Source organism: Nocardiopsis sp. FR4 (assembly GCF_009830945.1).
Classification (GTDB): Bacteria; Actinomycetota; Actinomycetes; order Streptosporangiales; family Streptosporangiaceae; genus Nocardiopsis.
Window position 1 is genome coordinate 134,428 of record NZ_VWVV01000004.1, and the last position, 23,371, is coordinate 157,798.

Genomic DNA, 23,371 nt, shown 5'->3' on the forward strand with positions numbered 1-23,371 from the left:
GCATGCTGCGCACCACACTCGCCGGGCTGCGGCTGCACCGCTCCCGGTACGTCACCACCGTGCTGGCCATCCTGCTCGGGGTCATGTTCGTCTCGGGGACCATGGTCTTCGCCGACACCCTGGAGGCCAGCTACGAGAAGTCCGTCATGGGGTCGGCCACCAGCGTCGACGCCATCGCCGTGCCCGCCGGGAAGGAGCCCGGAAGCGCGGCCGAACCCGAGGACCCGGTCCCCTTCACCGACGAACAGCTCGACCGGGTCCGGGAGCTGCCCGAGGTGGCCGAGGCGGGCGGGACCCTGCGGGGCCAGGCCGTGCTCCTGGACTCCGAGGGCCGCGCCTCCGGTTTCGCGCCGCCCGCCGCCCTGGCCCTGGGCGAGGTCAGCCGGTTCTCCGCGGACGAGGGCGCGCTGCCCTCCGGCGGCGACGAGATCGCCCTGGCCACCTCCACCGCCGAGCAGAACGGCTTCGCCGTCGGCGACACGGTGACCGTGCTCGACCCCGAGGAGGACAAACGCGAGTTCACCGTCACGGGCCTGGTCAACTTCGGTGTGGACCCCAACTACAGCTACACGGGGGCCCTCGTCTTCGACCGCGCCACGGCACGGGAGATGACCGGTGTCAGCGACTACGCGGAGATCGACGTGCTCGCCGCCGAGGGCCGCACCGACGAGGAGGCGGCCGAGGCCGTGGCGGCGGAGCTGGGCGACGGCGCCGAGGTGCGGACCGGTGAGGCCTTCGGTCTGGAGATGGCCGAGAACTCCGGCGGCAACACCGAGATGCTGCGTATCGCGCTGCTGCTCTTCGCCTTCATCGCGATGTTCGTCGCCGGGATCGTCATCTACAACACCTTCGCCATCCTCATCGCCCAGCGCCAGCGCGAACTGGCCCTGCTGCGGTGCGTGGGCGCCCGGCGCGGCCAGGTCTTCCGGTCGGTGCTGGCCGAGTCGGCGGTCGTGGGCCTGGTCGCCTCCGCCCTGGGCGTGCTGGCCGGTGTGGGCATCGGCATGGCCGGTGCCGCCTTCGGCGGTCCCCTCCTGGGGACGGGCTCGTCGGTGGCCGTGGTGATCGCGCCCCCGGCGATCCTGGTCGGGCTGGCCGTCGGCACCGTCGTGACGGTGGCCTCGGCCCTGGTCCCGGCCACACGGGCCACCCGGGTGTCGCCGCTGGCGGCGCTGCGCACCAGCGCCACCGCGGCCGGTCTGGAGAAGGGCACCGGCTGGGTGCGGGTCGTCCTCGGCCTGTTGGCCTTCGCGGTCTCGGCCGCGCTGGTGACCCTGACCCAGGTTTCGGGGCCCACCCAGATGGGGCCGGTCGTCGTGACCGGTGCGGCACTGGTGGCGTTCGTGGGCGTGGTGGTCCTGGGCCCGCTGCTGGTGCGCGGCATCGTGCGCGTGGTCGGCGTGCCCCTGCGCAGGATGGGCGTGCCGAGCATGCTGGCGGTGGACAACTCCGTCCGCAGCCCGCGCCGCGCGGCGACCGCCATGATCGCCCTGACCGTGGGCGCCACGCTCATCACCGGGTACTCCGTGGTCAGCGCCTCCGTGGAGTCGACCATGACCCGGATGCTGGAGGAGGAGTTCCCGGTGGACTACGAGATCTCCTCGCAGCTCGCCATGGACGGGAACGGCACCGGCGGTGGGACCGGAGAGGAGGCGGACGGCGCGGAGGAGGCGCCCGCCGAGGGAGAACCGGCGCCGGAGGAGGCCGGGGACGCGCCCTCGGAAAGCTCCGACGGCTCCGCGGACGAACCCGAGGCGGAGGCCGCCGCAGCGCCGGGTCCGCCGCGGCAGCCCGCCCTTCCGGACGAGGTCCGCGCGGACCTGGAGAGCCGGTCCGTCCTGGATGCGGTGATCGGCTTCCGTAGCCGGTACGTGCAGGACGAGGACGGCGCCCTGCTCTACCCCGTCTACACCTACTCCGGGGCCGAGATCGGCGTCGACATCACCAGCGACCTCGTGGAGGGGGACCTGACCGAGGTCGGTCCGGGCCGCGCCGCGGTGGCCGAGGGGTACGCCGACGGCGCCGGGGTCGGTGACACCCTCACCATCCCGCTCGGGGACGGGCAGGAGCTGTCCCTGGAGATCGTCGCGGTCGTGGAGGACATGCAGAACCTGAGCGGGGTGACCGTCGACGAGGAGGACTTCACCGAGGCCTTCCCCGAGGCCGACGGGGACGAGGCGCTCTTCGTGCGCGCCGCCGAGGGCGCCGACGCCGCCGAGGTGCGCGAGGCCGTCTACACCGCGGTCGACGACCACCCCACCCTGCAGGTCATGTCGGTGGCCGAGATCAAGAACCAGTTCAACGAGATGATGGACATCGCCTTCTACACCATCGCCGCCATGCTGGGCCTGGCGATCATCATCGCGGTGTTCGGCATCTCCAACACCATGGCGCTGTCGGTGCTGGAGCGCACCCGTGAGTCCGCGCTGCTGCGCGCGCTGGGTCTGGCCCGGGGGCAGCTGCGGCGGATGCTCAGCATGGAGGCCGTCCTGCTGTGCCTGATCGGCGCCGGTATCGGCATCGTGCTGGGCGTGGTGTTCGGCTGGGCGGCCGGGGACGCGACCCTGCCGGACATGGTCTTCTCCGTCCCGGTCGGGCAGATCGCGCTGTTCATCGCCCTGGCCGTGGTGGCCGGACTGCTGGCGGCGGTGCTGCCCGCGCGCCGGGCCGCGGCCACCTCGATCACGGGGGCGCTGGCCAGCGAGTGACCTCCGGGACAGGGCCCGCGCGTCCGGTCCCGCCGCTCCGGCGGGGCCGGGCGCGCGGCGTTCGGCTGGTGTACTGCGAGCCTTCACCCGGACCGGGGACCGGCGGCCTACCGTGGGGTCCGGAGGCTCATGGTGAGGAAATCCGCTTCGGTCCCGGCTGGCGGCGTGGCCTGGGGTACGCCCACGGCCCGCTGGACGCTCACGGCCACGGTACTCGGTTCGGGGATGGCGTTCCTGGACTCGACCGTGGTCACGGTGGCGCTGCCCGCCATCCGGGACGACCTGGGAACGGGGCTGTCCGGACTGCAGTGGATCGTCAACGGCTACATGGTGACGCTCTCGGCGCTGATCCTGCTCAGCGGCTCGCTCTCGGACCGGTTCGGCCGGGTGCGCCTGTTCACGGCCGGGGTGGCGATGTTCGCGCTGGCCTCGGCGCTGTGCACGTTCGCGCCGACCCTGGGGTGGCTGGTGGCCGGGCGCGTGGCCCAGGGCGTGGGCGGGGCGCTGCTCACCCCGGGGAGCCTGGCGATCCTCCAGGCGGGCTTTCGCGAGGAGGACCGGGCGCGGGCGATCGGCGCCTGGTCCGGGCTGACCGGGGTGGCCTCGGCGGTGGGACCGTTCGTGGGCGGTTGGCTGGTGCAGGTCGGCGACTGGCGGCTGATCTTCCTCATCAACCTGCCCCTGGCCGCGGCTGTGCTGGCGATCGCCTGGTTCGCGGTGCCGGAGTCACGCGACACCGGGGCGGCGGCCCGGCTGGACTACCCCGGGGCCCTGCTGGGCGTGGTGGCGCTGGGCGGAACGACCTACGCGCTGATCCAGTGGGGCGCCGCGGGGGCCACCCCGGCCGTGTGGACCGGCGCGGTGCTGGGCGCGGCCTCGCTGGCCGCGTTCCTCCTGGTGGAGGCGCGCCGCCGGGAGCCGATGCTGCCGCTGGGCATCTTCTCCTCCACGGCCTTCAGCGTCACCAACGCCGCGACGGTGCTGATCTACGGTTCCCTGGGGCCGCTGCTGTTCCTCCTGGTGATCTACCTGCAGGAGGTGGGCGGGTACTCGCCCGTCGCGGCGGGCGCGGCCTCCCTGCCGATCACCCTGCTGATGCTGGCGCTGTCGGCGCGCTCGGGCAGGCTCGCGGCGCGGATCGGCCCGAGGCCGCAGCTGGTGGCGGGCCCCCTGCTGCTGGCGGCGGGTCTCGTGCTGTTGTCGCGTCTGGGACCCGAGACGCCCTACCTGACGAGCGTGCTGCCGGGGGTGCTGCTGGTGGCGCTGGGGCTGGCCGCGACGGTGGCGCCGCTGACCGCGACAGTGCTGGCCTCGGCGCCGGAGCGGCACGCGGGGCTGGCCTCGGGGGTGAACAACACCTTCGCGCGCGGCGCCCAGCTGATCGGGGTGGCCGCGGTCCCGGTGCTCGCGGGGATCGGCGGGAGCGGCGGTGAGGGCACCGGTTCCGAGGGGGATCCGGTCGCCCTCGTGCAGGGGTTCGGCCCGGCGATGCTGATGCTGGCCGGGTTGTGCGTGCTGGCCGGGTTGTGCGCCCTGCTGCTGCCGCACGGGCGGATGCCGCACGGGGACGAGGCCCCGGAGGAGCCGCCCGCCCGGTTCTGCGGGGTGTGCGAACCGCCGATGTGCCACTGCCCGGGGTCCACCGCCGGGTCGGAGCGCTCCGGAGGCGCGGACCCGCGCGCCTGAGCACGGAACGGCCCGCCGGAGCCGCCGCCACGCGCGGGCGGCCCCGGCGGGCCGGTCAACGGGCGGCGGGCGCCGGCGGATCAGGGTTCCGGGGCACCGGTGTCCCGCGGGTCCTCGGCGTCGGGAACGTAACCGGCCGTGTCGGTGGTCCGGTCGCGTTCGTCCTCGCGGCTCCCGTGGGGCGTGTCCGCCGGATGGGCGTAGGGCCGGTCGGGGTGCTCGTCCCGGACGGCGGCGCCCTCCCCGGTGTCGGGCACGGACCCGTCGTCGACCTCGTGGACGGCCGCCTGCTCCGCGCCGCGGGTCTCGCCTCCCCAGTTCTCGCGCGGGTACAGGTCGCTGCGCTCGGAGCGGACCCCCTCGTCGATCCCCCGGGGACCCGAGCTGTCGGTCCCCTGGGTCTCGGGATCCAGGAAGTCGTACTCCTGGATGTCGTAGTCGGCCTCGATCCGGCGCTCCCTGGCCTTGTCCTTGCTCAGCTCGGGGTCGTCCCCCATGTCGGTATCCACGTCATAGGGTTCCTCAGTCACTGTCTCCCCCCTTCCCTCACTAGGTCCGATGCCCCAAACCACCGCACGTATGTATGCGGGAGGACACCGAAGGCGAGGAGGGACGGGGTCAGCGACGGCGGTGGGTCCGCTCGGCGCGGCGCAGGCGCAGGGGGCGCAGGGCGGCCTCCAGGGCCACGGCCCCGTCGAGCTTGCTCTGGCCCACGACACGGTCCTCGAAGTGGATGGGCACCTCCACCAGCTTCTGGCCGCGCCGGTAGGCCCGGTAGTGCATCTCCACCTGGAAGGCGTAGCCGGTGCTCTCGATGCTGGCCAGGTCCAGGACCTCCAGGGCCGGGGCCCGCCAGACCTTGAAGCCCGCGGTGACGTCGCGCACGGGCATGGACAGCACCGTCTTGACGTAGGCGTTGGCCCAGCCGCTGAGCAGGCGGCGGCTCAGGCCCCACTGCTCGGACAGGCTGCCGCCGGGCACGTAGCGGCTGCCGATCACCACTCCCGCGTTGGTGGAGCGCAGGGTGCCGAGCAGCTGGGGGACGTAGCCCACCGGGTGGCTGAGGTCGGCGTCCATCTGCGCCACGAAGTCGGCGCCCTCGGCCAGTGCGCGGGTCATGCCCGCGACGTAGGCGCGGCCCAGGCCGTCCTTGCGGGTGCGGTGGATGACGCCCACCCGGCCGGGGAAGTCCACGGCGAGCTTGTCGGCGACCTCGCCGGTGCCGTCCGGGGAGTTGTCGTCCACGACCACGACCCGCAGCCGCGGCAGGTCCAGGGCCATGAGCTGGCCCACCAGCACGGGCAGGTTCTCCGCCTCGTCGTAGGTGGGCACGACGACCGTGATCCGGGAGTCCGCCCAGGGCTCGGGGAGCGCCACGGGTGCGGGGGTGACGCGCACGGGCTCGGAGGACGGGCTGGGGGGCGTCGGCTGGGAGGGCATGCGCGGCGGCTCCTGGGTGGGGTCGGCTCGGCGACCGTGGAAGGGACGTGAACGGTAGGGTACGCGCTCCCCGCGTCCGTTTGGGAAGGAATGTTCCCCGAAGGCCCCCTCACTGCCCCCGCTCGTCGGCGGCCACGACGACGTGGACCAGGGCGCCGGTCTCCTCCAGCGTCATGAGCACCTCGGGATCGGCGCTGCTGTCGGTGACCAGGTGGGCGATCTCCTCGGGGGCCGCGGTGGGAACCATGGTGTCGGCGCCGATCTTGGTGTGGTCGGCCAGGACGATGGTCTCCTCGGCGCAGGCTGCCAGGGCGCGGTCCACGCTGGCCACGGCCGGGTTGGGGGTGCTCAGACCGCGGTCGGCGCTGACCCCGTTGCCGGAGAGGAAGGCCCGGTTGACCCGCAGCCCGGCCAAACTCTGCTCCGCGGCGGCCCCCACCAGCGCCCGGGCGGGCCCGTGCACGGTGCCGCCGGTCATGACGACCTCGACCCCGGTGGCCGAGGCCAGGACGTCGGCCACGCGCAGGGAGTTGGTGACCACGGTCAGGTCGGTGCGGTGCAGGAGTTCGCGGGCGAAGGCCTCGGTGGTGCTGCCCGGGCCGACGGTGACCGCGTCGCCGGGGCGCACCAGGCGGGCCGCGGCCACGGCGATGGCGGCCTTCTCCGCGGCGCACTGGCCGCTCTTGCCGGAGTAGCTCTGCTCGTGCCCGATGCGTCCGGGGAGGGCGACCCCGCCGCGGCGTCGGTCGACGAGCCCCTCGGCCTCCAGGGCGCGCACGTCGCGGCGGACGGTGACCTCGGAGGCGCGGACCTTGACGGCGATGTCGCGCAGGGACATGGTGCCGTTGGCGCGCACGAGTTCGAGGATGCGCTCCCTGCGCTCGGCGGCGAAGGCCGGACGGCTCTCTTCGGTCAAGGCGACCCACTCTCCGTGCTCTACCAGCGGACACGGGCAGCGGTCCCGCGCGGGTCCTAGACTACGGACCCGTTCCGGCTCGCCCCGCGCCCGGGCTCGGAGGCGTCCGGGGCGGAGTCCTCGCCGGTCGGTTCCGGCCCCTCCACGAGGAGGGTGACGATGACCACCGCCGTGAGAGCCACCAGACCGATGATGGCTCCCACTCCGAGTAGCACGACGACGGACATCTGGGCCTCCCAGGGGACGGGCTGACCTGTCAATAACCGGATTCCCGGTTTCGGTTGACCTCACACCAGGAAACGCGGCGCAATCGCGCCGCCCGCTTGGGTCCGGGGATACTCCGGTTTGACGCGCAACGGACGGTCGGCGCCCCCGCGGGGACCGGAGCGGCCACAATGAGGGCATGACGCTCGACCCGACATCCCTGACCGTCGAGGTGTGGTGGGCACGCACCTCCGCCGCCGATCCGCGCCTGCTGAACCTGCTGGACGAGGGGGAACGCGAGCGCAACGCCCGGTTCCGCCACCAGGCCGACCGCGACCGCCACCTGCTGGGCCGGGCCGTGGCCCGGCTGCTGCTGGCCGAGCGCGCCGGCTGCCCGCCGGAGAAGGTGGCCTTCGAGCTGCGCTGCCGCTCCTGCGCGGAGAAGGAGCGCGCGGGCGCCAGCCGCGCCGACGAGCAGGGCCCGCACGGCAAACCCCACCCCACCGGGCCGGCCGAGGGGTGGGAGGTCTCCGTCAGCCACTCCGGCGAGTGGGTGGCGCTGGCCCTGGCCCGCGAGGTTCCCGTGGGCGTGGACGTGGAGCGCGTCTCGGCCGACCGCGATCTGGAGGGCCTGGCGGGCTACACCCTGGGCGAGGCCGAGCACCGGGCCTGGGAGCTCCTGCCCGCCCAGGAGCGGGCGGGCGGCTTCTTCCGTTACTGGGCCCGCAAGGAGGCCCTGCTCAAGGCGACGGGTCTGGGCCTGTCCGGCGGCCTGAGCCGCGTGGTGGTGAGCCCGGCCGACGCCGACCCCGCGCTGCTGGCCTGGACCGGTGGCGGCGGCCCGGAGGAGGCCGCCCTGTTCGACCTGGATCGGGGCGGGGAGTACCGCTCGGCGCTGGCGGTGCTGACCTCCCGCCCGGTCCGGGTCGCCGTGCGCCCCCACGAGGAGACGGTGCGGCTGCTGCGTTCGGCGGGAGAGGGGTCCCTCAGCCGGCGGAGCGGGCCAGGTGGCGGCTGATGACCAGGCGCTGGATCTGGTTGGTGCCCTCCACGATCTGCAGCACCTTGGCCTCGCGCATGTAGCGCTCGACCGGGAAGTCGCGGGTGTAGCCGTAGCCGCCGAACACCTGGACGGCGTCGGTGGTGACCCGCATGGCGGTGTCGGTGGCCATGAGCTTGGCCATGGCCGCCCGCTCGCCGAAGGAGCGCCCGGCGTCGCGCAGTCGGGCGGCGGACAGGTAGAGCTCGCGCGCGGCGGCGACCTGGGTGGCCATGTCGGCGAGCATGAAGCCCACGCCCTGGAAGTCCCCGATCGCGGTGCCGAACTGGCGGCGCTCGCGTGAGTAGGCCAGGGCGGCCTCCAGCGCCGCCTGGGCCAGGCCGACGGCGCAGGCGGCGATGCCCAGGCGTCCGGAGTCCAGGGCGGCCAGGGCCACCCCGAAGCCGCGGTCGCGCTCCCCGACCAGGGCGTCGGCCCCGAGCCGGACGTCGTCCAGGAGCACCCCGGCGGTGGGCGAGGAGTTCATGCCCATCTTGCGCTCGGGCGCGGCCGAGCCCACACCGGGGGTGTGCGCGGGCACGTGGAAGCAGCTGATGCCGCGCGGCCCGGAGTCGGGGGCGCCGGTGCGGGCGAAGAGGGTGTAGTAGTCGGCCCGCCCGCCGTGGGTGATCCAGGCCTTGGCCCCGTTGACCCGGTAGCCGTCGCCGTCGGGTTCGGCGCGGGTGGTCAGGGCGGCGGCGTCGGAGCCCGAGGCCGCCTCGGACAGGCAGTAGGCGCCCAGGAGCTCGCCGCCGAGCATGTCGGGAAGCAGGGCGGCCCTCTGCTCCGGGGAGCCGAAGGCGGCCACGGGGTAGCAGGAGAGGGTGTGGACGCTGACGCCCAGACCGACCGCCAGCCACCCGCGGGCCAGCTCCTCCACGACCTGCAGGTAGACCTCGTAGGGCTGGTCCCCGCCGCCGTACTCGCCGGGGTAGGGCAGTCCGAGCAGGCCCGCGGAGCCGAGCAGGCCGAAGACGTCACGGGGGAAGAGGCCGTTCTCCTCGTCGTGGGCCGCGCGCGGGCCCACCTCCTTGTCCACGATCTCCCGGACCAGCTCCAGGAGCTGCTCCGCCTCAGGGGTGGGAAGCGTGCGTTCGACCGTCATGAGCCTCTCCCGCGCTTGTGGACTGTCCAGCATGTGGATGTTAGTAGGACGTCCAACTATATGGTGGCGCAGAGCACCCTATCCCACAAGCCCGCGCCGACAGCAGGGGGACCTCGACAGTCGCGGCGCGGGCCGCCGCCGGGTTAGACGGCACGGCTCCGCCGGACCGGGACGGGAGCACGTCTGTACACGAGCCCCCTCCCCGTCCTAGATTCCACGCATGGACCTCGAACTCCGCCACCTGCGCACCCTCTGCCTTCTGGCCGACACCGGCAGCGTGACCAAGGCGGCCGCCGCGCTCTCCACCTCCCAGCCGGCGCTGACCACCCAGCTCCAGCGGATCGAGCGCGAGGTCGGAGGGGCGCTGTTCCACCGGGGACGCTCCGGTGTGCGCCCCACCGAACTGGGCGAGTTCGTACTGGTGCGCGCGCGCTCGGTCCTGCTGTCCATGGACGACCTGCTGCACGACATCACCGCGCGCGGCGCCTCCCCCGCGACCCTGCGCGTGGGCGGGGTGGGACCGCTGACCATAGAGCTGTCGGCCCGCTTGCCGGAGGTCTTCCCCCGCGTCCCCGTGCACGTGCGCACCGAGTACTCCCCCAAGCTGGTCACCGACCTGGTGCGCGCGGGCCGGCTGGACCTGGGGACCACGATCGACTACGTGGACCGCGACCTGTCCACGGACGGGCCGCTGTCCTGGGCGATGCTGTCGGTGGAACCGCTGCACGTGGCGCTGTGGGCCGACCACCCCCAGGCCGCCAGACCCCTGGTCCGGCTGGGCGACCTCGCGGACTGCCCCTGGGCGCTCACCCCGCCCGACGGCACCGGCTGGCCGGAGTGCTTCTACCTGGCCTGCCAGCGGGCCGGGTTCACCCCCGACGTGCCCTACCGGCTCCACGACCGCTCCGAGATCCGCGACCTGATCGCGGACCGGCGGGCGGTCGCGCCCTGCCAGCCCGACTTCGACAGCGGCCCGGACGTGGTGGTCCGCCCTCTGGAGGGCGCGCCCATACAGCTGCGCCACCTGCTGGTGTGGCGGCGCGACAGCCCGATCCACCAGGCCTCGGACAGCATCGCCCGGCTGGCCCGGGAGATCCTGCGCGACTCCTCGCGCACGCCGGAGCGTGCGTGCGGTGGAGCGCGGTCCGGGACCGCCGGAGCCGGCGGACCGCTGTCCGTCCGCGCCTCCGGTCAGATGTCAGGATCCCTCGACGCCTGACCGGCCGGCACGGGCCTCCCCCGCCGCAGGACCGGAAGCAGCGCCCACACGCCCAGGGCCGCGCCCACGAGGATGATCAGGGCCGTGGCGATCCATTCGTGCGACCCGTCGGGGTGGTAGACGCGGTTGGTGGCGCCGATGTCCACGGCCGCCGTCCGCGTCCCGGCGTCGCAGGTGTCTCCGCCGGCCAGGTAGACCCCCTCCCGCTCCACCGAGCCGTCGTCGGCGCGGTAGTCGCCGTAGCAGGTGCAGGACTCGTGTCCAAGGTGGCTGACGCACTCCTCCCTGACCGCGGTGAACCGCCCGGGGTCCCCGTCGGCGCGGGCCGCGCGGACGACCCGGTCGACGTTTCCCGCGCCCAGGTACACCAGCAGCACGGCCAGGACGAGCACAACCACCTGGAACGCGCCCATCCGGCGGTGCCCCGCTCCGGACCGGCTCAACGGTCCCCCTCTCCGGGGGCCGTGTGGTCAGCGCACCCGCAGACCATGAGCCGGCGTTCGGCCGGTCCGGGCCGGGTGTGCAGGTACATGGCGACGAGCATCGGTGCGAAGACCAGGGCGTTGTAGAGCAGGTGCAGCTCCACCCGCGGTATCAGCAGCTGGATGAGGCTGGTGGGGTCCTCGCGGCCGGCGACGCGGACGCCGCTCAGGGCCTGGAGCAGGAGCAGGAAGTGCTCCAGGTGGTGCCACACCTGGATCCAGAGCGAGATCTTCCACCAGGTGCGCGCACGCCCGGTGAAGCCCGGCAGCAGGAGCGCCAGCCCCACGAGCATCACCAGGGCGTAGCCGTAGTGCATCCACTCGGAGCTGACCAGCCACGGGAAGGGGATGCCCAGCACTCCGCGCGCTTCGGCCAGCGGCCAGTCCAGGACGTAGAGCTGGACTGCCTGGGCGAGGTGCTCGGCCCAGTGGGCGATCACCACCACCATGAACAGCTGCACCCAGGTCCTGTGGCCTCGGGTGTTCACCTGTTGGAGCCGGTCGTGGTACCGCCGACTCACGGTCTCCCTCATCGTCATCGGACGCTCCCGGGGGTGGATGCGGTGGCTTCTGGGGCGGGGGTGCGGGCGGTCAGGGGCGCGGACAGGAGGATCACGCCGCGCAGCGCGCAGACGATCACCAGGGCGAAGAAGAGGCCGAACACGACGTGCCAGGTCACCAGAAGGGCGTAGACGGCCGCCACCGAGACCCCGAAGACGACCTGGTTCCGCGGTTTGTGGGGTGTCGTCCCGGGATCGGTGATCATGTAGTTGGTGAAGAGGATGAACGCCAGCCCGGTCATGGGCAGCAGGGCCGCGACCAGCGCGTGGTCGAACAGCAGCCAGCGCACCACGGCTTGGGCGGCGAATCCGCCCACCCAGCCAAGGATGAGCGGCCACCGGCCGCTCAGACGGACGTTGAGCATGGTCCCGGCCATGAGGATCCCGAGGGGCAGCAGCCAGTCCAGCGCCCCGGACGTGTTGTTGGTGAAGTGGTAGGGCGGCGCGATTCCGACCCAGGGGAAGAGCACCAGCGTGACCGCGATGCCGAAGTTGGACGGGTTGAGGAAGTGGCGCCTGCGGCCCCGCACGGGGATGCGGATCAGGTGCTTGCCGACCACGGCGACGGTGACGGCGAAGAGGTAGGGCCAGAGCGACTCGTTGCCCCACAGCAGCATCGCGCACGCCAGCCCGGCTATGTGGGTGGGCAGCAGGTAGGTGACCAGTGCGCCGGGACCGCCGGCGTAGCCGGGCGCGCGCCCCTCGGCCCGTGCTCCCAGGGCCTCCATGGCCAGGTCGACCGCGTACCCCACCAGCACGGCCGCGATCGGGGTGATCGGGGACTGCTCGAACCCCAGGAAGAGGTGGCCGAGCACGGTGAAGACCGTGATGCTGGTCGCGAACATGCGCAGGGCCTTGACCCTGTTGTCGGGCGCGGGCCGCGCGGCGGGGGTGTCCGGTGGCGCGGCCGGAGGCCGTTCGTGCGCTGTCTCGCTGACGTCCACGGGCGCGGACGGTCGTGTCGCTGTCATCGGATCTCCGCTGTTCCGTCGTCGTGGAGGTGGATCGTGTGGGTTCCGGGGCCCACGTCCGCGTCGGCGGTGTGCACGCCGCCGTCCGTGTCCCGCCAGGAGAGGGTGAGGGGAAGGGCTCCGTCCGGCGCGGCGGCCAGGTGCAGGGTGTCGGCGGACACGCCCACGTGGCCGTTGGCGGGGAAGAGCTGGCGCTTCTGGTCGGGTGAGCCCCCCTCGCGCACGGTCACGCTCGCTCCGATGGCGGGCCTCCACCGGTCCGGGGCCGCCGACGCGGGGACCATCAGCCGGAGGCTGACGCCGGGCGGCGCCCCGGGGGCCTCGTTGATCAGCACCTGGGAGTCCTCCCACTGGTTGGCGACCACGGCGTCCAGGAGGCCGTCGCCGTTGACGTCGCCCAGGGCGAAGGCCCGGGAGACCCGGGGTTCGTCCAGGCCGAGCTGCGGAGCGGCGTCGGCGTAGCGCCCCTCGGGACCGCGCACCCAGAACGGGTTGTGCTCGTTTCCGGACAGGTCGTCGCCGGGCTGGAAGTTCGGCCACGCCCACGGGTACCGGAGCAGCTCGTCGTTGCCCATCGCCAGCTCCTGCAGTTGGGGCCAGCGGTCGGTGTCGCCCTTGAGGAAGCCCGTGGCCTGGAACAGCTCCTCGGTTCCGTCGTTGTTGAAGTCGCCGGCCTTGACGTCCCACGACCAACCGCTCCGGGACAGGCCGAGGGGCTCGCTCTCCTGGCTGTAGGGGACCTCGCCGTCCAGGAGGTCGGCGCCCTCGCCGGTGGGCACGAACGCGAAGTTGCTCTCGTGCAGGGCGTAGGGGGTGGTGATGTTGCTGACCACGATCGTCGGCAGGTCGGCCCCCTCCCCGTAGGTGAAGGCCACGCCCATGCCCTTGTAGGAGCCGTTGCCCAGGACGCTGGACTTGGGCGTGAACAGGTCCCTGTCGCCACGGAGGGCCTCCAGGGACACGTCGCCGGGCGTGGAGCGGTTGACCAGCAGGTGGTCGTTGCCGAAGTCGTTGGCCAGGTAGAGGTCGGGAAGGGAGTTGCCGGTCAGGTCCTGGAAGCCGACCGCCAGTGTCCAGCCGGTGGTCGCGGGTTCGGGCAGGGCGGTGCTGGCGTCGGTGATGACGGGCGGGGTGTCGGGCTCTCCGGTGGGTTGGGTGAGGAGGAGGCGGTTGCGGCCCGCGTTGGAGGCCAGGCCCATACCGTCCTGCATCTGCATACGGGTCTCGTCGTCGGCCCCGGTGTCCAGTACGCGGGCGCCGTCCGGGAAGTAGTTGCCGACGAGGATGTCGAGGCTGCCCGAGCCGTCCAGGTCGGCCACGTTCAGGGCCGTGGTGTTCCACACCTGCATGGGCTCGACGAGTTCGTGGGAGGAGAAGCCGTCCGCGGTGGGAGGGCCGTCCGGGCCGGAGGTGTTGAGGAACACCACCGGTGACCTGCCCCAGTAGTAGACGATCAGGTCGGTGTCGCCGTCCTCGTCGAGGTCGGCGGGGACGCACCCCATGGGGGCCATCGTGTCGTCGTAGGGCAGGTCGGGGACGAGCTCCACCACGGGGTAGGCGTCGGCTCCGCTGCCGGGGACGGAGCGCAGGGTGACGCTGTCGTCCCTGGGGTCGACCAGGCACGCGTCGGCGGGCCGCCCCAGGCCGCGCAGGTCGGTGAGGGAGACTCCCGCCCCCACGGCGGAGATCCAGCCCCGGAAGTGCTCCAGGTCCGGTGCCACGTCGCGCTCGGTCCGGGCGTCCGGCGGTGCCGAGTTGAGGTCGAGCACGGAGAACGAGAAGGGGGCGGCCAGGTCGGCGGCCTCGGCACCGCTTGGGGACGGGCGAACCGTCATGGCCGCCAGAGCGCCGACGAGTATGACGGCGACGGCGATCCTGAGCAGCTGGAAAGTCAACCGCATCAACGCTCCTCTGAGAGGTGGAAGTCGATCCCGGATGCCCTCCATCGTGAGTCGCCGCGGGGGTACCGTCCTCTTCCGGCTTGCTCTCCGCTACGCAGCGCGCGGAGTCCCGCACGGATAGAGAAGAGGGGCCGGAAACCCCGTACACCGGGGCCCGTCCCGCCCCGCGGAGCGGACTCGCCCGCCGCGGGGCCCGGGGCGCGGGACCGGACGAGGCGCGTCGGCCGGTCCCCGCGAAATCCGGTGTCGCGTTGAGACCAACCGATGTGCAACTATATGAAAAGTAAGTGATTGTCGATCTCCGGTCACCGCCCCGCGACGTGGGAGTCCTGATGCAGCCACCCTCCTCCGGAGACGCCCCGCCCGATGACGCCGACGTGTTCCCCCTGGCCAGGAACTGCCCCTTCGCCCCACCGGAGGCGTACGAGCGCAGGCGGCGCGAACGGCCCCTGGCCCCCGTCCGGATGCTGGGCGGGAACGAGGCCTGGATGGTCACCCGGTACGAGGACGTACGGGCCGTGCTCGGCCATCCGCACACGAGCGCGGACCGGCGCAGGCACGGCTTCCCGCGTTTCGCCCCGGCCACCGAGGAGCAGAGGCGCGACTCGTTCTTCCGCGCACCCCTGAACTGGCAGGACCCCCCGGAGCACACACGGACCCGGAGCCGGCTCGTCGGGGAGTTCACGGTGCGCCGCGTGGACCGGCTCCGCCCCCGCATCCAGGAGATCGTGGACGGGTGCGTGGACCGGATGCTGCGCGCCGGCGGACCGCTGGACCTCGTCCGGCACCTGGCCCTGCCGGTTCCGTCGAGGGTGGTCTGCGAGATCCTCGGCGTCCCCTACGCGGAGCACGAGCGTTTCGAGGCCGCGACCGCCCTGATGATGGACCGGAGCGTCCCCGCCCCCGAGCGCGCCCGGGCGGCGCGCTCGGTGCGCTCGTACCTGGAGGGGGTCGTGGCCGACAAGGAGCGCGCGCCCGGGGACGACCTCCTCAGCCGACTCGCCCACGGCGCCGGCGGAGAAGGGGGCCCCGACCGGGACGAGCTCGCCAGCACGGCGTTCGTCCTCCTCGTCGCGGGGCACATCACCACGTCGAGCATGATCGCCCTGGGAGTGCTGGCCCTGTCCCAGCACCCGGAGCAGCTGGCGCTGATGCTCTCCCGGCCCGAGCGCGTCCCCGGGGCCGTGGAGGAGCTCCTGCGCTACTGCAGCATCGTGGAGGCGGCCACCTCCCGGACGGCGGTGGCGGACCTGGAGATCGCGGGGGTGCGGATCCGGGACGGCGACGGACTGGTCACGGTGGTGCAGACCGCCAACCGCGACCCGGAGGTCTTCGAGCGGCCCGACGAGCTCGACATCGAACGGCGCGGGCGACCGCACCTGGCGTTCGGCTTCGGACGCCACCACTGCCTGGGCAAGAACCTGGCCCGCGCGGAGCTCCAGATCACCCTCGGCACCCTCTTCCGGCGCATCCCCTCCCTGCGGGCGGCGGTGCCGCTGGACGAGGTGGCCTTCAGGCGGACCTCGAACATCTACGGCGTCGACGAACTCCCCGTGACGTGGTGAGCCCCGCGACCAGCACCCGACGCCCCGGGGTCCCCCGACCCCGCGCCCAGCCCGGACCGAACCCCCAGGAAACAGGTGAGAACCCATGAAGGACACCGGCGGCACGGCTCCCAGCGCCTTCCCACACGACTCCGAGGCGGAACTGCTCACCCGCCGGACCCTGGCCCGGCTGCTCGCCGAGACCCCGATCCCCGAGGAGGAGCTCGTCGACGCCCTCCCCCTCTACCTCCGCAGGCAGCAGCTCGCCGACCTGCTCTCCATGGACGCCCTCTACCGGATGGTCCTCGACATCCCGGGCGTGATCATGGAGTTCGGCGTCCGCCACGGCCGCCACCTCGGTGCGTTCACCGCCCTGCGCGGGGTCCACGAACCCTATAACCCCTTCCGCCGGGTGGTCGGATTCGACACGTTCACCGGGTTTCCCGACGTCTCGCCGGTGGACGAGGTGAGCCCGAGCGCCGTAGTCGGCAGGTTCGCCCTGCCGGAGGGCTACCCCGACCACCTGCGGGCCGTGATCGCGGCGCACGAGTCGGCCGAGCACCTGCGGCACATCAGCGACCGCACCATCGTCGTCGAGGGCGACGTGCGGGAGACCCTGCCGCGCTACCTGGAGGACAACCCCCACACGGTGGTGGCCCTGGCCTACTTCGATCTGGACGTCTACGAACCGAGCCGCCGCGTCCTGGAACTCATCCGCCCCTACCTCACCAGGGGCAGCGTGCTCGCCTTCGACGAACTCGACCACCCGAAGTGGCCGGGGGAGAACGTGGCGGTGCGGGAAACGCTGGGACTCGGCGCCGGCGGGTTCCGCCTCCTCCCCGGCCGCCCCGCACCCGCATATCTCCGGTGGCCCGGCTGACGCGGCGCACGGACCGGAAACGGAGAAGCGAAACCCCGAAAGAATAAAGAAAAACGTAGCGGAGAAGACATTGCCACTTCCCGCAGAAGAATGAAACAATCAAATTCATGAAAGGAATAATCCTCGCCGGAGGAAATGGCAGCAGACTTTACCCATTGACGAATTCCACCTCGAAACACCTGCTCCCGGTGTACGACAAACCCATGGTCTACTATCCGATGGCGGTTCTCATGGAGGCGGGGATCCGGGACATCCTCCTGATCTCCACCCCGCGCGACCTACCCCAGTACCGGCTTCTCCTGGGCGACGGAAACCGGTTCGGCCTGCGAATCGAATATGCTGTCCAGGCGGAGCCCAACGGCCTGGCGGAGGCGTTCTCCATCGGCGCGGCATTCATCGGAACGGACGACGTCGCGCTGATCCTCGGCGACAACCTCTTCCACGGAGGAACGCTTCCCGGCATCCTGCGGGAGGCGGTGGCGGGGCTGGAGGGGTGCGTCCTCTTCGGCAGCGAGGTACCCGACCCCCACCGCTACGGCGTCGCGGAGGTCGACCCCTCGGGCGTTCTGCTCTCCGTCGAGGAGAAACCCGAGCACCCCCGCTCCAGGACGGCCGTGACCGGCCTGTACCTCTACGACAACCGGGTCCTGGACATCGCGGCCGGAATCAAGCCCTCCGACCGCGGGGAACTGGAGATCACCGACGTGAACCTCGCCTACCTGGAGGAGGGGAGGGCGCGACTGGTGGACCTGGGGCCCGACGTCCTGTGGCTGGACGCGGGAACCGAGGAGTCGCTCCTGGACGCCGGATCCCGTGTACGGGAGATCGCGCACCGCGACGGTGTGCGCGTCGCCTGCCTTGAGGAGGTCGCCCTGCGCAAGGGCTACATCGACGCCGACGCCTGCCTGGCGCTCGGCGCCGGGCTCAGGGGATCGCCCTACGGCGAGTACGTGGTCCGCGCCGCGCTCCGGGCGCGCATGCGCCCGGGAGCCGGGGACGGCTGAGCGGCCGGGGCGCCCGTGCCGGTGGCCCGGGCGCCCCGGCACGGTCAGCCCGCCGGCGCGACGGCCCGCAGGCACAGCGCGGTCGAGGGTAGGAGGACCCCGTCCCCGTCCGCGTAGGAGTCCTCGACGGCCTCGGCGACGGCCCGCCACACCGCGGGGGCGTCCTCGCTCCCGAACCGGTCGCGCACGCGCCGCAGGAGCGCGGGGGGAGCCACGGAGCGGGTGAACTCGGCGTACTCGGCTCCCGTCCGCAGCCGGAACGGAACGACCTCCTCCTCGACCGACACCTCACCGAGGCCGGCGGCGCGCAGTTCCTCGGCCACCCCCTCCGGCTCCGACATGGTGAACGGCCCCGGCGTCCCCGGCGGAGGCGGCTCGAGATCGATCATCTTGCCGAGCACGGCGTAGCCGAACGACATCATCGGCGCCGACCGCGGCGGCCCCCACACCGCCGCGGCCAGGACTCCGCCCGGGGCGAGCAGCCCGGCGATCGTCCGCAGCGCACGCACGCGGTCGAGGGCGAACATCAGGCCCCAGCGGCTGAGCACCACGTCGAAGGAACCCGTTTGCCGGTCGATCGCCTCCAGGTCGCCGACCTCGAACTCGATGTTCCCCAGGCCCCGTGCCCGCCGGGCGGCGACCTCCAGCATTCCCGGCGAGATGTCGACGCCGACGACCCTCCCCCGCGGGCCGACGGCCCTCGCGGCGGTCAGCGCCGGCTCGCCCAGCCCGGTGGCGACGTCGAGCACCCGCTGGCCCGGGCGGACGCCTCCCAGCTCCAGGAGGCGGTCCGTCACCCGTGCCGCGCCCCGCTCGAAGACGGCCAGCGATGCCTCCCAGCCCGGGCTGATGGCGTCCCACGTGGCGCGCTGGTCGCTCTTGACGGTGTGCGGATCGAGTCGTGTGCTCGGCATGGGGTCCTCCCGGTCGGGCTGTCTGGGGGTGTGCGCTCGGCGGACGGCGGGTCGGCGAGGGGGACGGCGGACGCCCGTCAGCAGGCGACGGTGTCCGTCAGCGGCCTCCACCAGCGGTGGTTGTCCTGGTACCAGGCGACCGTGCCGGACACTCCGTCCGCGAAGCGGACGGCCGGTACGAAGCCGAGTTCCCGGCGCGCCTTGGTCCAGTCCAGCGAGTACCGGCGGTCGTGCCCCTTGCGGTCCTCCACGTAGCGGACCCGGTCCCATCCCTCTCCGCAGGCGGCGAGGAGCATGCCGGTCACCTCCCTGTTGGTCAGCTGCGTGCCGCCGACGTTGTAGACCTCGCCGGGGCGGCCGTACAGCAGGACGCGGTGCACGGCGTCGCAGAGGTCGTCCACGTGGAGCCACTCGCGGACGTGCATGCCGTCGCCGTAGAGGGCCACCTCGCGCCCCGTGAGCAGTCGGGTGATCGAGGAGGAGACCAGCTTCTCGGGGAACTGGTAGGGACCGTACCCGTTGCAGCTGCGGATGATCCGCACGTCCATCCGGTGCGTCCTGTGGTAGGAGAGCACCAGCAGGTCCGCCGCGGCCTTGGACGCCGAATAGGGCGAGGAGGGCCGCAGCGGCGCCTGTTCCCCGCACGATCCCCGCTCCACCGACCCGTAGACCTCGTCGGTGGAGACGTGCACGAACGGGCCGACGCCGTGCAGCCGGCACGCGTCGAGGACCGTCTGGGTGCCCAGGACGTTGGACACGACGAAGTCCTGTGCCGCCAGGATGGAGCGGTCGACGTGCGACTCGGCGGCGAAGTGGACGACGACGTCGTGCGCGGCGACGAGGTCGCCGACCAGGGCGGTGTCCGTGGTCTCCCCCCGGACGAAGGTCAAATCCGGGTCGTGCTCCACGGGGGCGAGGTTCTCCCTGTTCCCCGCGTAGGTGAGCTTGTCGAGCACGGTGATCCGCCGGGGCCGTCCGCCCGGGAGGGACCGGGAGCCGAGCAGCCGCCGGACGTAGTTGGAACCGATGAATCCGGCGGCGCCGGTGACGAGCATCCTCATACGTCGGTCCGCCTCACGTCGTCTCCGCCCCTACGCCCCGCCGGCCCCCTCCCCGGGGCGCCGCCCCGGGTCCGTGGCGGCGTCCGCCCGGTCCGCGGACCGTTCATGTGTCCACCCCTCCGCGTCGTGGTGGGACGCCCACCGGTCAGCCGGTGGCGTCCAGTGCCGTCAGTAGGTCCTCGACCAGGTCGGCTCCGTCCTCGATCCCGGCTGACAGGCGGACCAGGCCGTCGGTGATGCCCAGCCGCAGCCGTAAGTCCCGGGGAAGCCCGGCGTGCGTCGACCGCGCCGGGCACTGGATGAGCGACCGGACACCGCCCAGGCTCACCGCGCACGAGTAGAGCCGGAGCCGGCGGAAGAGCTTGTCGGGGTCGCCCGTGAACTCGAAGCTGAGGACCGACCCCGGCCCCGCCATCTGCCTGCGGGCCACGCCGTACTGGCGGTGCCCGGGGAGCCCGGGGTAGTGAACGGCCCCCGTGAGCCCCGCGTCCTCCAGCGCCCCGGCGACGGCCCGGGCGTTGTCCACCTGCCTGGCCACGCGCAGGGAGAGCGTCTTCAACCCCCGGTGCACCAGGTAGCAGTCGAGGGCCCCGGGGACGCTGCCCACCGCCGTGCGGTACGCGAGCAGCCTCTGGTGCACCCCTTCGTCCCGGCAGACGAGCGCTCCGCCGAGTACGTCGGAGTGGCCCGCGATCGACTTGGTGGTGCTGTACAGGCTCACGTCCGCGCCGAGCCGCAGCGGCTGCTGCAGCGCCGGGCTGGCCAGCGTGTTGTCCACCACGACCACCGCGCCCGCCGCCCGGGCGCGCGGGCACACGTCGGCCAGGTCGGCGATCTTGAGCAGCGGATTCGTCGGCGCCTCGATCCAGACCATGTCGGCACCCGGCGCCAGGGCGGCGCCCAGTTCTCCCGGGTCGGTCAGGTCCGCGTGCTCCACCGTGATCCCGCGCCGGGACAGGAGGGCGAACAGCGCCCGCGTCCCGCCGTAGACGTCGTCGGAGGCGACCAGCCTCCCACCCGGCGGGAGGAGGGACAGGACGGCGTCCCCGGCGGCCTGTCCCGAGGAGTACGCGGTGGCGAAGGGCGCGTCCTCCAGGGAGGCCAGCGCGCGCTCCAGCCCCTCCCGTGTCGGGTTCTCACCACGGGAGTAGAAGTAGCGCGGGGGGTCCTGGAACCGCTGGTCGTAGGTCGTGGCGACGTGGACGGGCGGGACCACGGCCCCGGTACCGTCGGTTTCCTGCCCGGCGTGGACGACCCTCGTGTCGAACCGCATGTCACAGGAACCGGGTGGTGGGGTGGTCGGCCGTCCAGCTCCCCGGCCGCAGCGTGCCGAGCGCCCGGACGAGCAGGTCGATCTCCTCCACTGTGTTGTAGACGCCGAAGGAGACGCGCACCGTGCCCAGCAGACCGAGGTCGTCGAGGAACGTACTGGCGCAGTGGACCCCGCTGCGCACCGCGATGCCGTGGCGGTCCAGGTGCCCGCCCACGTCGTAGGGGTGGACACCGTCGACGACGATGGAGACGATGCCGCTGGGATCGGCCGCGGGGTCGCCCACCACGCGCACGCCCTCCACCCCTCCGAGCGCGCGGACGGCGTGGCCGACGAGTTCGGCGTCGTGGCGGCGCACTGCGTCCCACCCGAGGCCCTCCAGGAAGTCGAGGGCCGCCACGAGCCCGACCGCCCCCGCGACGTCGGGGGTCCCCGCCTCCATCCGGGCCGGAACCGGCACGTGGCGCACCGGGGCGTCGTGGGCGACGCCCTTCACGGTCCCGCCCCCGACCTGGTAGGGGGGCAGGTCGGCCAGCAGGTCCCGCTTGCCGTAGAGGACGCCCACGCCCATGGGGCCGTAGACCTTGTGGCCGGAGAAGCAGTAGAAGTCGGCGTCGAGCTCGCGGACGTCCACCGGCCGGTGCGGAACGGCCTGGGCGCCGTCCACCACCACGGGGACTCCGTGCCGGTGTGCGTCGGCGATCATCGCGCGCACGGGGTTGACGGTTCCGAGGACGTTCGAGACGTGGGCGACGGCGGCGAGCCGGACACGGGGGCCGAGTGCCGCCCGGAAGTCCGCCTCGTCCACGTGCCCCCGGCCGTTCACGGGGACGACGACGAGTTCCGCGCCCCGCTGCTCGCAGAGCCTGCGCCACGGGAGCAGGTTGGAGTTGTGCTCCATCCCGCTGACCACGACCTGGTCGCCCTCGCCCACGACCCTCCTGCCGAAGGTGTCAGCCAGGAGGTTCGTCGCGGCGGTCGTGCCCTGTGTGAACACCACCTCGTCGGGGTGCTCGGCGTTCAGGGCCCTGCGCACCCGGTCGCGCGCCCCCTCGTAGAGTTCGGTCGCCGCCAGGCTCAGGCTGTAGTACCCGCGCCCGACGTTGCTGTTGGCGCGGGAGTAGTAGTCGACGAGCGCGTCCACGACCTCGCGCGGCTTCTGGGTGGTGGCGGCGTTGTCGAGGTAGGTGAGGGGCAGGCCGCCGCGGCGGGTCTCCAGGATGGGGAAACGGTCCCTCACGGCGCGGCCGACCGCGGGCCCCGCCTCGACCGGGACGGCGCGGTTCATCCGGCCCCCTCCCCCCGGACGGGGGCGTGGGCTCCGTCGGGAACCACCGCCGACGGCTGCGCCAGCGCCTCCCGGCGGTGCGGCGCGGGTGCCGCCACGCTGCTCCTGGAAACAAAAAACTTGAAATTCCTATTGCCACCCTGACATGAGAAGACAGAGTGAGCGACACGGGGCCGGACCCCGGCGCGCGAGCCGCGGACGGCGGGTGCGCCTCCGGGCGTCGGGGTCAGCTGGCTCTCGGAGCCCCGCCGGTCGGGTAGGACCGGATGAACCGGGGCGATTCGCGCTGGGTGGGACATACCTCAGCCACCATCTTCCATGCAGATGACCACAAGGACCGTGTCACACCATGGCACATTACCACTTAATTTTAAAGCTTCAAGGATTCAGAAGCGGGCACCGAAGGCCCCTCGGCACACCCGCGCGGCCCCCTCTAGACCGCTTCCACCGCCTCCTGGGACCGCTTGCGCGGGGCCTCGGCGCCTTCGATGAGGCCGAGCAGTGCCATCGCGCGCTGGACGCACTCCTCGTCGCCGTCCAGGGAGAGCCTGCCGCTGACCACCGCCATGAACGGGTTCAGGTTGCCGGAGCCGATCTCCACGAAGGTCCTCGCGTCGGTGACCGCGAGCATGGCGGGGGCCTCGCAGCGCCCCTCGTGAGCCGTGGCCCTGCCCCCCTCGACGCGGATGTGGAAGTCCGTCCCGTCGACCCGGAACTCGTAGCACTCGTCGGCGTCCCCCGCGCGGGAGGGGTCGAGCATGGACTGCACCGCCAGGAAGCCCCAGTGCGGCCGCACCTCCTGGCCCTCGTCCGGGGCACCGAGGTGCTCCAGGCCCCAGTGGGCTATCTGGAGCACGGGTTCCCGCAGCCGCTCTCCGTGCTCGGTGAGCTCGTAGCCGCGCTCGTTCTCCCCCGCCGCCCTGCGGATCACGCCTTGCTCGGCAAGGAATTTCAAGCGCTCGGCGAGGAGGTTGGTGCCGATGCCCGGCAGGGAGTCCAGGAGGTCCCGGTAGCGGGCGGGGCCGAGGAGCAGCTCGCGCACGATCAGGAGCGTCCACCGCTCGCCGATGATGTCCAGCGCTGATGCCAGACCACAGTACTGGTTGTAGCTACGGCGTGTCCGAGCCATCGGACCTCACCTTCACAGCGTAGTAGATTCACTTCCTAATCACATACTAC

Annotated in this window: 21 protein-coding genes; 7 read left to right on the forward strand and 14 right to left on the reverse strand. The window is 72.6% G+C overall.

The genetic code is table 11. The annotated features are described in order from the left end of the window. Window positions 1-2 precede the first annotated feature (2 nt). Together FYW95_RS07020 and FYW95_RS07025 are read left to right on the forward strand one after the other, a co-directional pair. Window positions 3-2,708, forward strand: a complete 2,706-nt coding sequence (locus FYW95_RS07020) for an ABC transporter permease (protein ID WP_159942019.1) — start codon at window positions 3-5, stop codon at window positions 2,706-2,708. A gap of 129 nt (window positions 2,709-2,837) precedes the next feature. Further along, on the forward strand, window positions 2,838-4,394 hold the full coding sequence (locus tag FYW95_RS07025; RefSeq protein WP_159942018.1) for an MFS transporter: 1,557 nt from the start codon (window positions 2,838-2,840) through the stop codon (window positions 4,392-4,394). A gap of 80 nt (window positions 4,395-4,474) precedes the next feature. On the opposite strand, the gene FYW95_RS07030 is transcribed toward FYW95_RS07025, so the two are convergent. The 4 genes from FYW95_RS07030 to FYW95_RS27605 all read right to left on the reverse strand — a co-directional run bounded on the left by FYW95_RS07030 (window position 4,475) and on the right by FYW95_RS27605 (window position 6,977). Then, entirely contained in the window at window positions 4,475-4,903 is a 429-nt protein-coding gene (locus tag FYW95_RS07030) for a hypothetical protein (protein ID WP_159942017.1), read from the reverse strand. A gap of 109 nt (window positions 4,904-5,012) precedes the next feature. Further along, complete coding sequence (locus FYW95_RS07035) at window positions 5,013-5,834, reverse strand: polyprenol monophosphomannose synthase (protein ID WP_159942016.1); 822 nt, start codon at window positions 5,832-5,834, stop codon at window positions 5,013-5,015. A 109-nt stretch (window positions 5,835-5,943) separates the two neighbouring features. After that, window positions 5,944-6,750 carry a DeoR/GlpR family DNA-binding transcription regulator gene (locus FYW95_RS07040; protein WP_159942015.1) on the reverse strand — a complete coding sequence of 269 codons (807 nt, stop codon included), beginning with the start codon at window positions 6,748-6,750 and terminating at the stop codon, window positions 5,944-5,946. 56 nt (window positions 6,751-6,806) lie between these two features. Further along, entirely contained in the window at window positions 6,807-6,977 is a 171-nt protein-coding gene (locus FYW95_RS27605; RefSeq protein ID WP_201294740.1) for a hypothetical protein, read from the reverse strand. Window positions 6,978-7,153: 176 nt separating this feature from the next. Here FYW95_RS27605 and FYW95_RS07045 point away from each other — a divergent pair, with 176 nt between their 5' ends. Continuing rightward, window positions 7,154-7,972, forward strand: a complete 819-nt coding sequence (locus FYW95_RS07045) for a 4'-phosphopantetheinyl transferase family protein (protein WP_159942014.1) — start codon at window positions 7,154-7,156, stop codon at window positions 7,970-7,972. Here FYW95_RS07045 and FYW95_RS07050 read toward each other — a convergent pair. Further along, a complete protein-coding gene (locus FYW95_RS07050; protein WP_159942125.1) occupies window positions 7,941-9,098 on the reverse strand; it encodes an acyl-CoA dehydrogenase family protein in 1,158 nt (385 codons plus the stop codon). The two genes, FYW95_RS07045 and FYW95_RS07050, sit on opposite strands and share 32 nt — an antisense overlap. Before the next feature lie 220 nt (window positions 9,099-9,318). On the opposite strand from FYW95_RS07050, the gene FYW95_RS07055 reads away from it, so the two are divergent. Continuing rightward, window positions 9,319-10,317 (forward strand): LysR family transcriptional regulator, encoded by a 999-nt coding sequence (locus FYW95_RS07055; protein ID WP_159942013.1) that lies wholly within the window; start codon window positions 9,319-9,321, stop codon window positions 10,315-10,317. Here FYW95_RS07055 and FYW95_RS07060 read toward each other — a convergent pair. From FYW95_RS07060 to FYW95_RS07075, 4 genes are read right to left on the reverse strand one after another with little or no spacing between them, the layout of a single operon-like run. After that, on the reverse strand, window positions 10,290-10,760 hold the full coding sequence (locus FYW95_RS07060) for a hypothetical protein (protein ID WP_159942012.1): 471 nt from the start codon (window positions 10,758-10,760) through the stop codon (window positions 10,290-10,292). The two genes, FYW95_RS07055 and FYW95_RS07060, sit on opposite strands and share 28 nt — an antisense overlap. Beyond that, window positions 10,757-11,320, reverse strand: coding sequence for a hypothetical protein (locus tag FYW95_RS07065; RefSeq protein ID WP_236567718.1), 564 nt, complete (start codon window positions 11,318-11,320; stop codon window positions 10,757-10,759). The genes FYW95_RS07060 and FYW95_RS07065 overlap by 4 nt, the downstream gene beginning before the upstream one ends. Before the next feature lie 14 nt (window positions 11,321-11,334). Further along, window positions 11,335-12,330 (reverse strand): RnfABCDGE type electron transport complex subunit D, encoded by a 996-nt coding sequence (locus FYW95_RS07070; RefSeq protein WP_159942010.1) that lies wholly within the window; start codon window positions 12,328-12,330, stop codon window positions 11,335-11,337. Next, window positions 12,327-14,231, reverse strand: coding sequence for an FG-GAP repeat domain-containing protein (locus FYW95_RS07075; protein WP_159942009.1), 1,905 nt, complete (start codon window positions 14,229-14,231; stop codon window positions 12,327-12,329). Before FYW95_RS07075 ends, FYW95_RS07070 begins: the two co-directional genes overlap by 4 nt. 332 nt (window positions 14,232-14,563) lie before the next feature. Between FYW95_RS07075 and FYW95_RS07080 the strand changes: the two genes are divergently transcribed. The 3 genes from FYW95_RS07080 to rfbA all read left to right on the forward strand — a co-directional run bounded on the left by FYW95_RS07080 (window position 14,564) and on the right by rfbA (window position 17,659). After that, window positions 14,564-15,796: a cytochrome P450 gene (locus FYW95_RS07080; RefSeq protein WP_159942008.1), complete on the forward strand. Its 1,233-nt coding sequence runs from the start codon at window positions 14,564-14,566 to the stop codon at window positions 15,794-15,796. An 85-nt stretch (window positions 15,797-15,881) separates the two neighbouring features. After that, window positions 15,882-16,655, forward strand: a complete 774-nt coding sequence (locus FYW95_RS07085) for a class I SAM-dependent methyltransferase (protein WP_159942007.1) — start codon at window positions 15,882-15,884, stop codon at window positions 16,653-16,655. Between the two features lie 107 nt (window positions 16,656-16,762). Further along, complete coding sequence (rfbA, locus tag FYW95_RS07090; RefSeq protein WP_159942006.1) at window positions 16,763-17,659, forward strand: glucose-1-phosphate thymidylyltransferase RfbA; 897 nt, start codon at window positions 16,763-16,765, stop codon at window positions 17,657-17,659. A 44-nt stretch (window positions 17,660-17,703) separates the two neighbouring features. On the opposite strand, the gene FYW95_RS07095 is transcribed toward rfbA, so the two are convergent. The 5 genes from FYW95_RS07095 to FYW95_RS07115 all read right to left on the reverse strand — a co-directional run bounded on the left by FYW95_RS07095 (window position 17,704) and on the right by FYW95_RS07115 (window position 23,321). Then, window positions 17,704-18,573, reverse strand: a complete 870-nt coding sequence (locus tag FYW95_RS07095) for a class I SAM-dependent methyltransferase (RefSeq protein ID WP_160050187.1) — start codon at window positions 18,571-18,573, stop codon at window positions 17,704-17,706. Between the two features lie 77 nt (window positions 18,574-18,650). Then, window positions 18,651-19,634, reverse strand: a complete 984-nt coding sequence (rfbB, locus tag FYW95_RS07100) for a dTDP-glucose 4,6-dehydratase (protein ID WP_159942004.1) — start codon at window positions 19,632-19,634, stop codon at window positions 18,651-18,653. A 145-nt stretch (window positions 19,635-19,779) separates the two neighbouring features. Beyond that, complete coding sequence (locus tag FYW95_RS07105; RefSeq protein WP_159942003.1) at window positions 19,780-20,907, reverse strand: trans-sulfuration enzyme family protein; 1,128 nt, start codon at window positions 20,905-20,907, stop codon at window positions 19,780-19,782. 1 nt (window position 20,908) lies between these two features. Beyond that, window positions 20,909-22,192, reverse strand: a complete 1,284-nt coding sequence (locus tag FYW95_RS07110; protein ID WP_160050188.1) for a cysteine desulfurase — start codon at window positions 22,190-22,192, stop codon at window positions 20,909-20,911. Window positions 22,193-22,625: 433 nt separating this feature from the next. Beyond that, entirely contained in the window at window positions 22,626-23,321 is a 696-nt protein-coding gene (locus FYW95_RS07115; RefSeq protein WP_159942001.1) for a winged helix-turn-helix transcriptional regulator, read from the reverse strand. Window positions 23,322-23,371 lie beyond the last annotated feature (50 nt).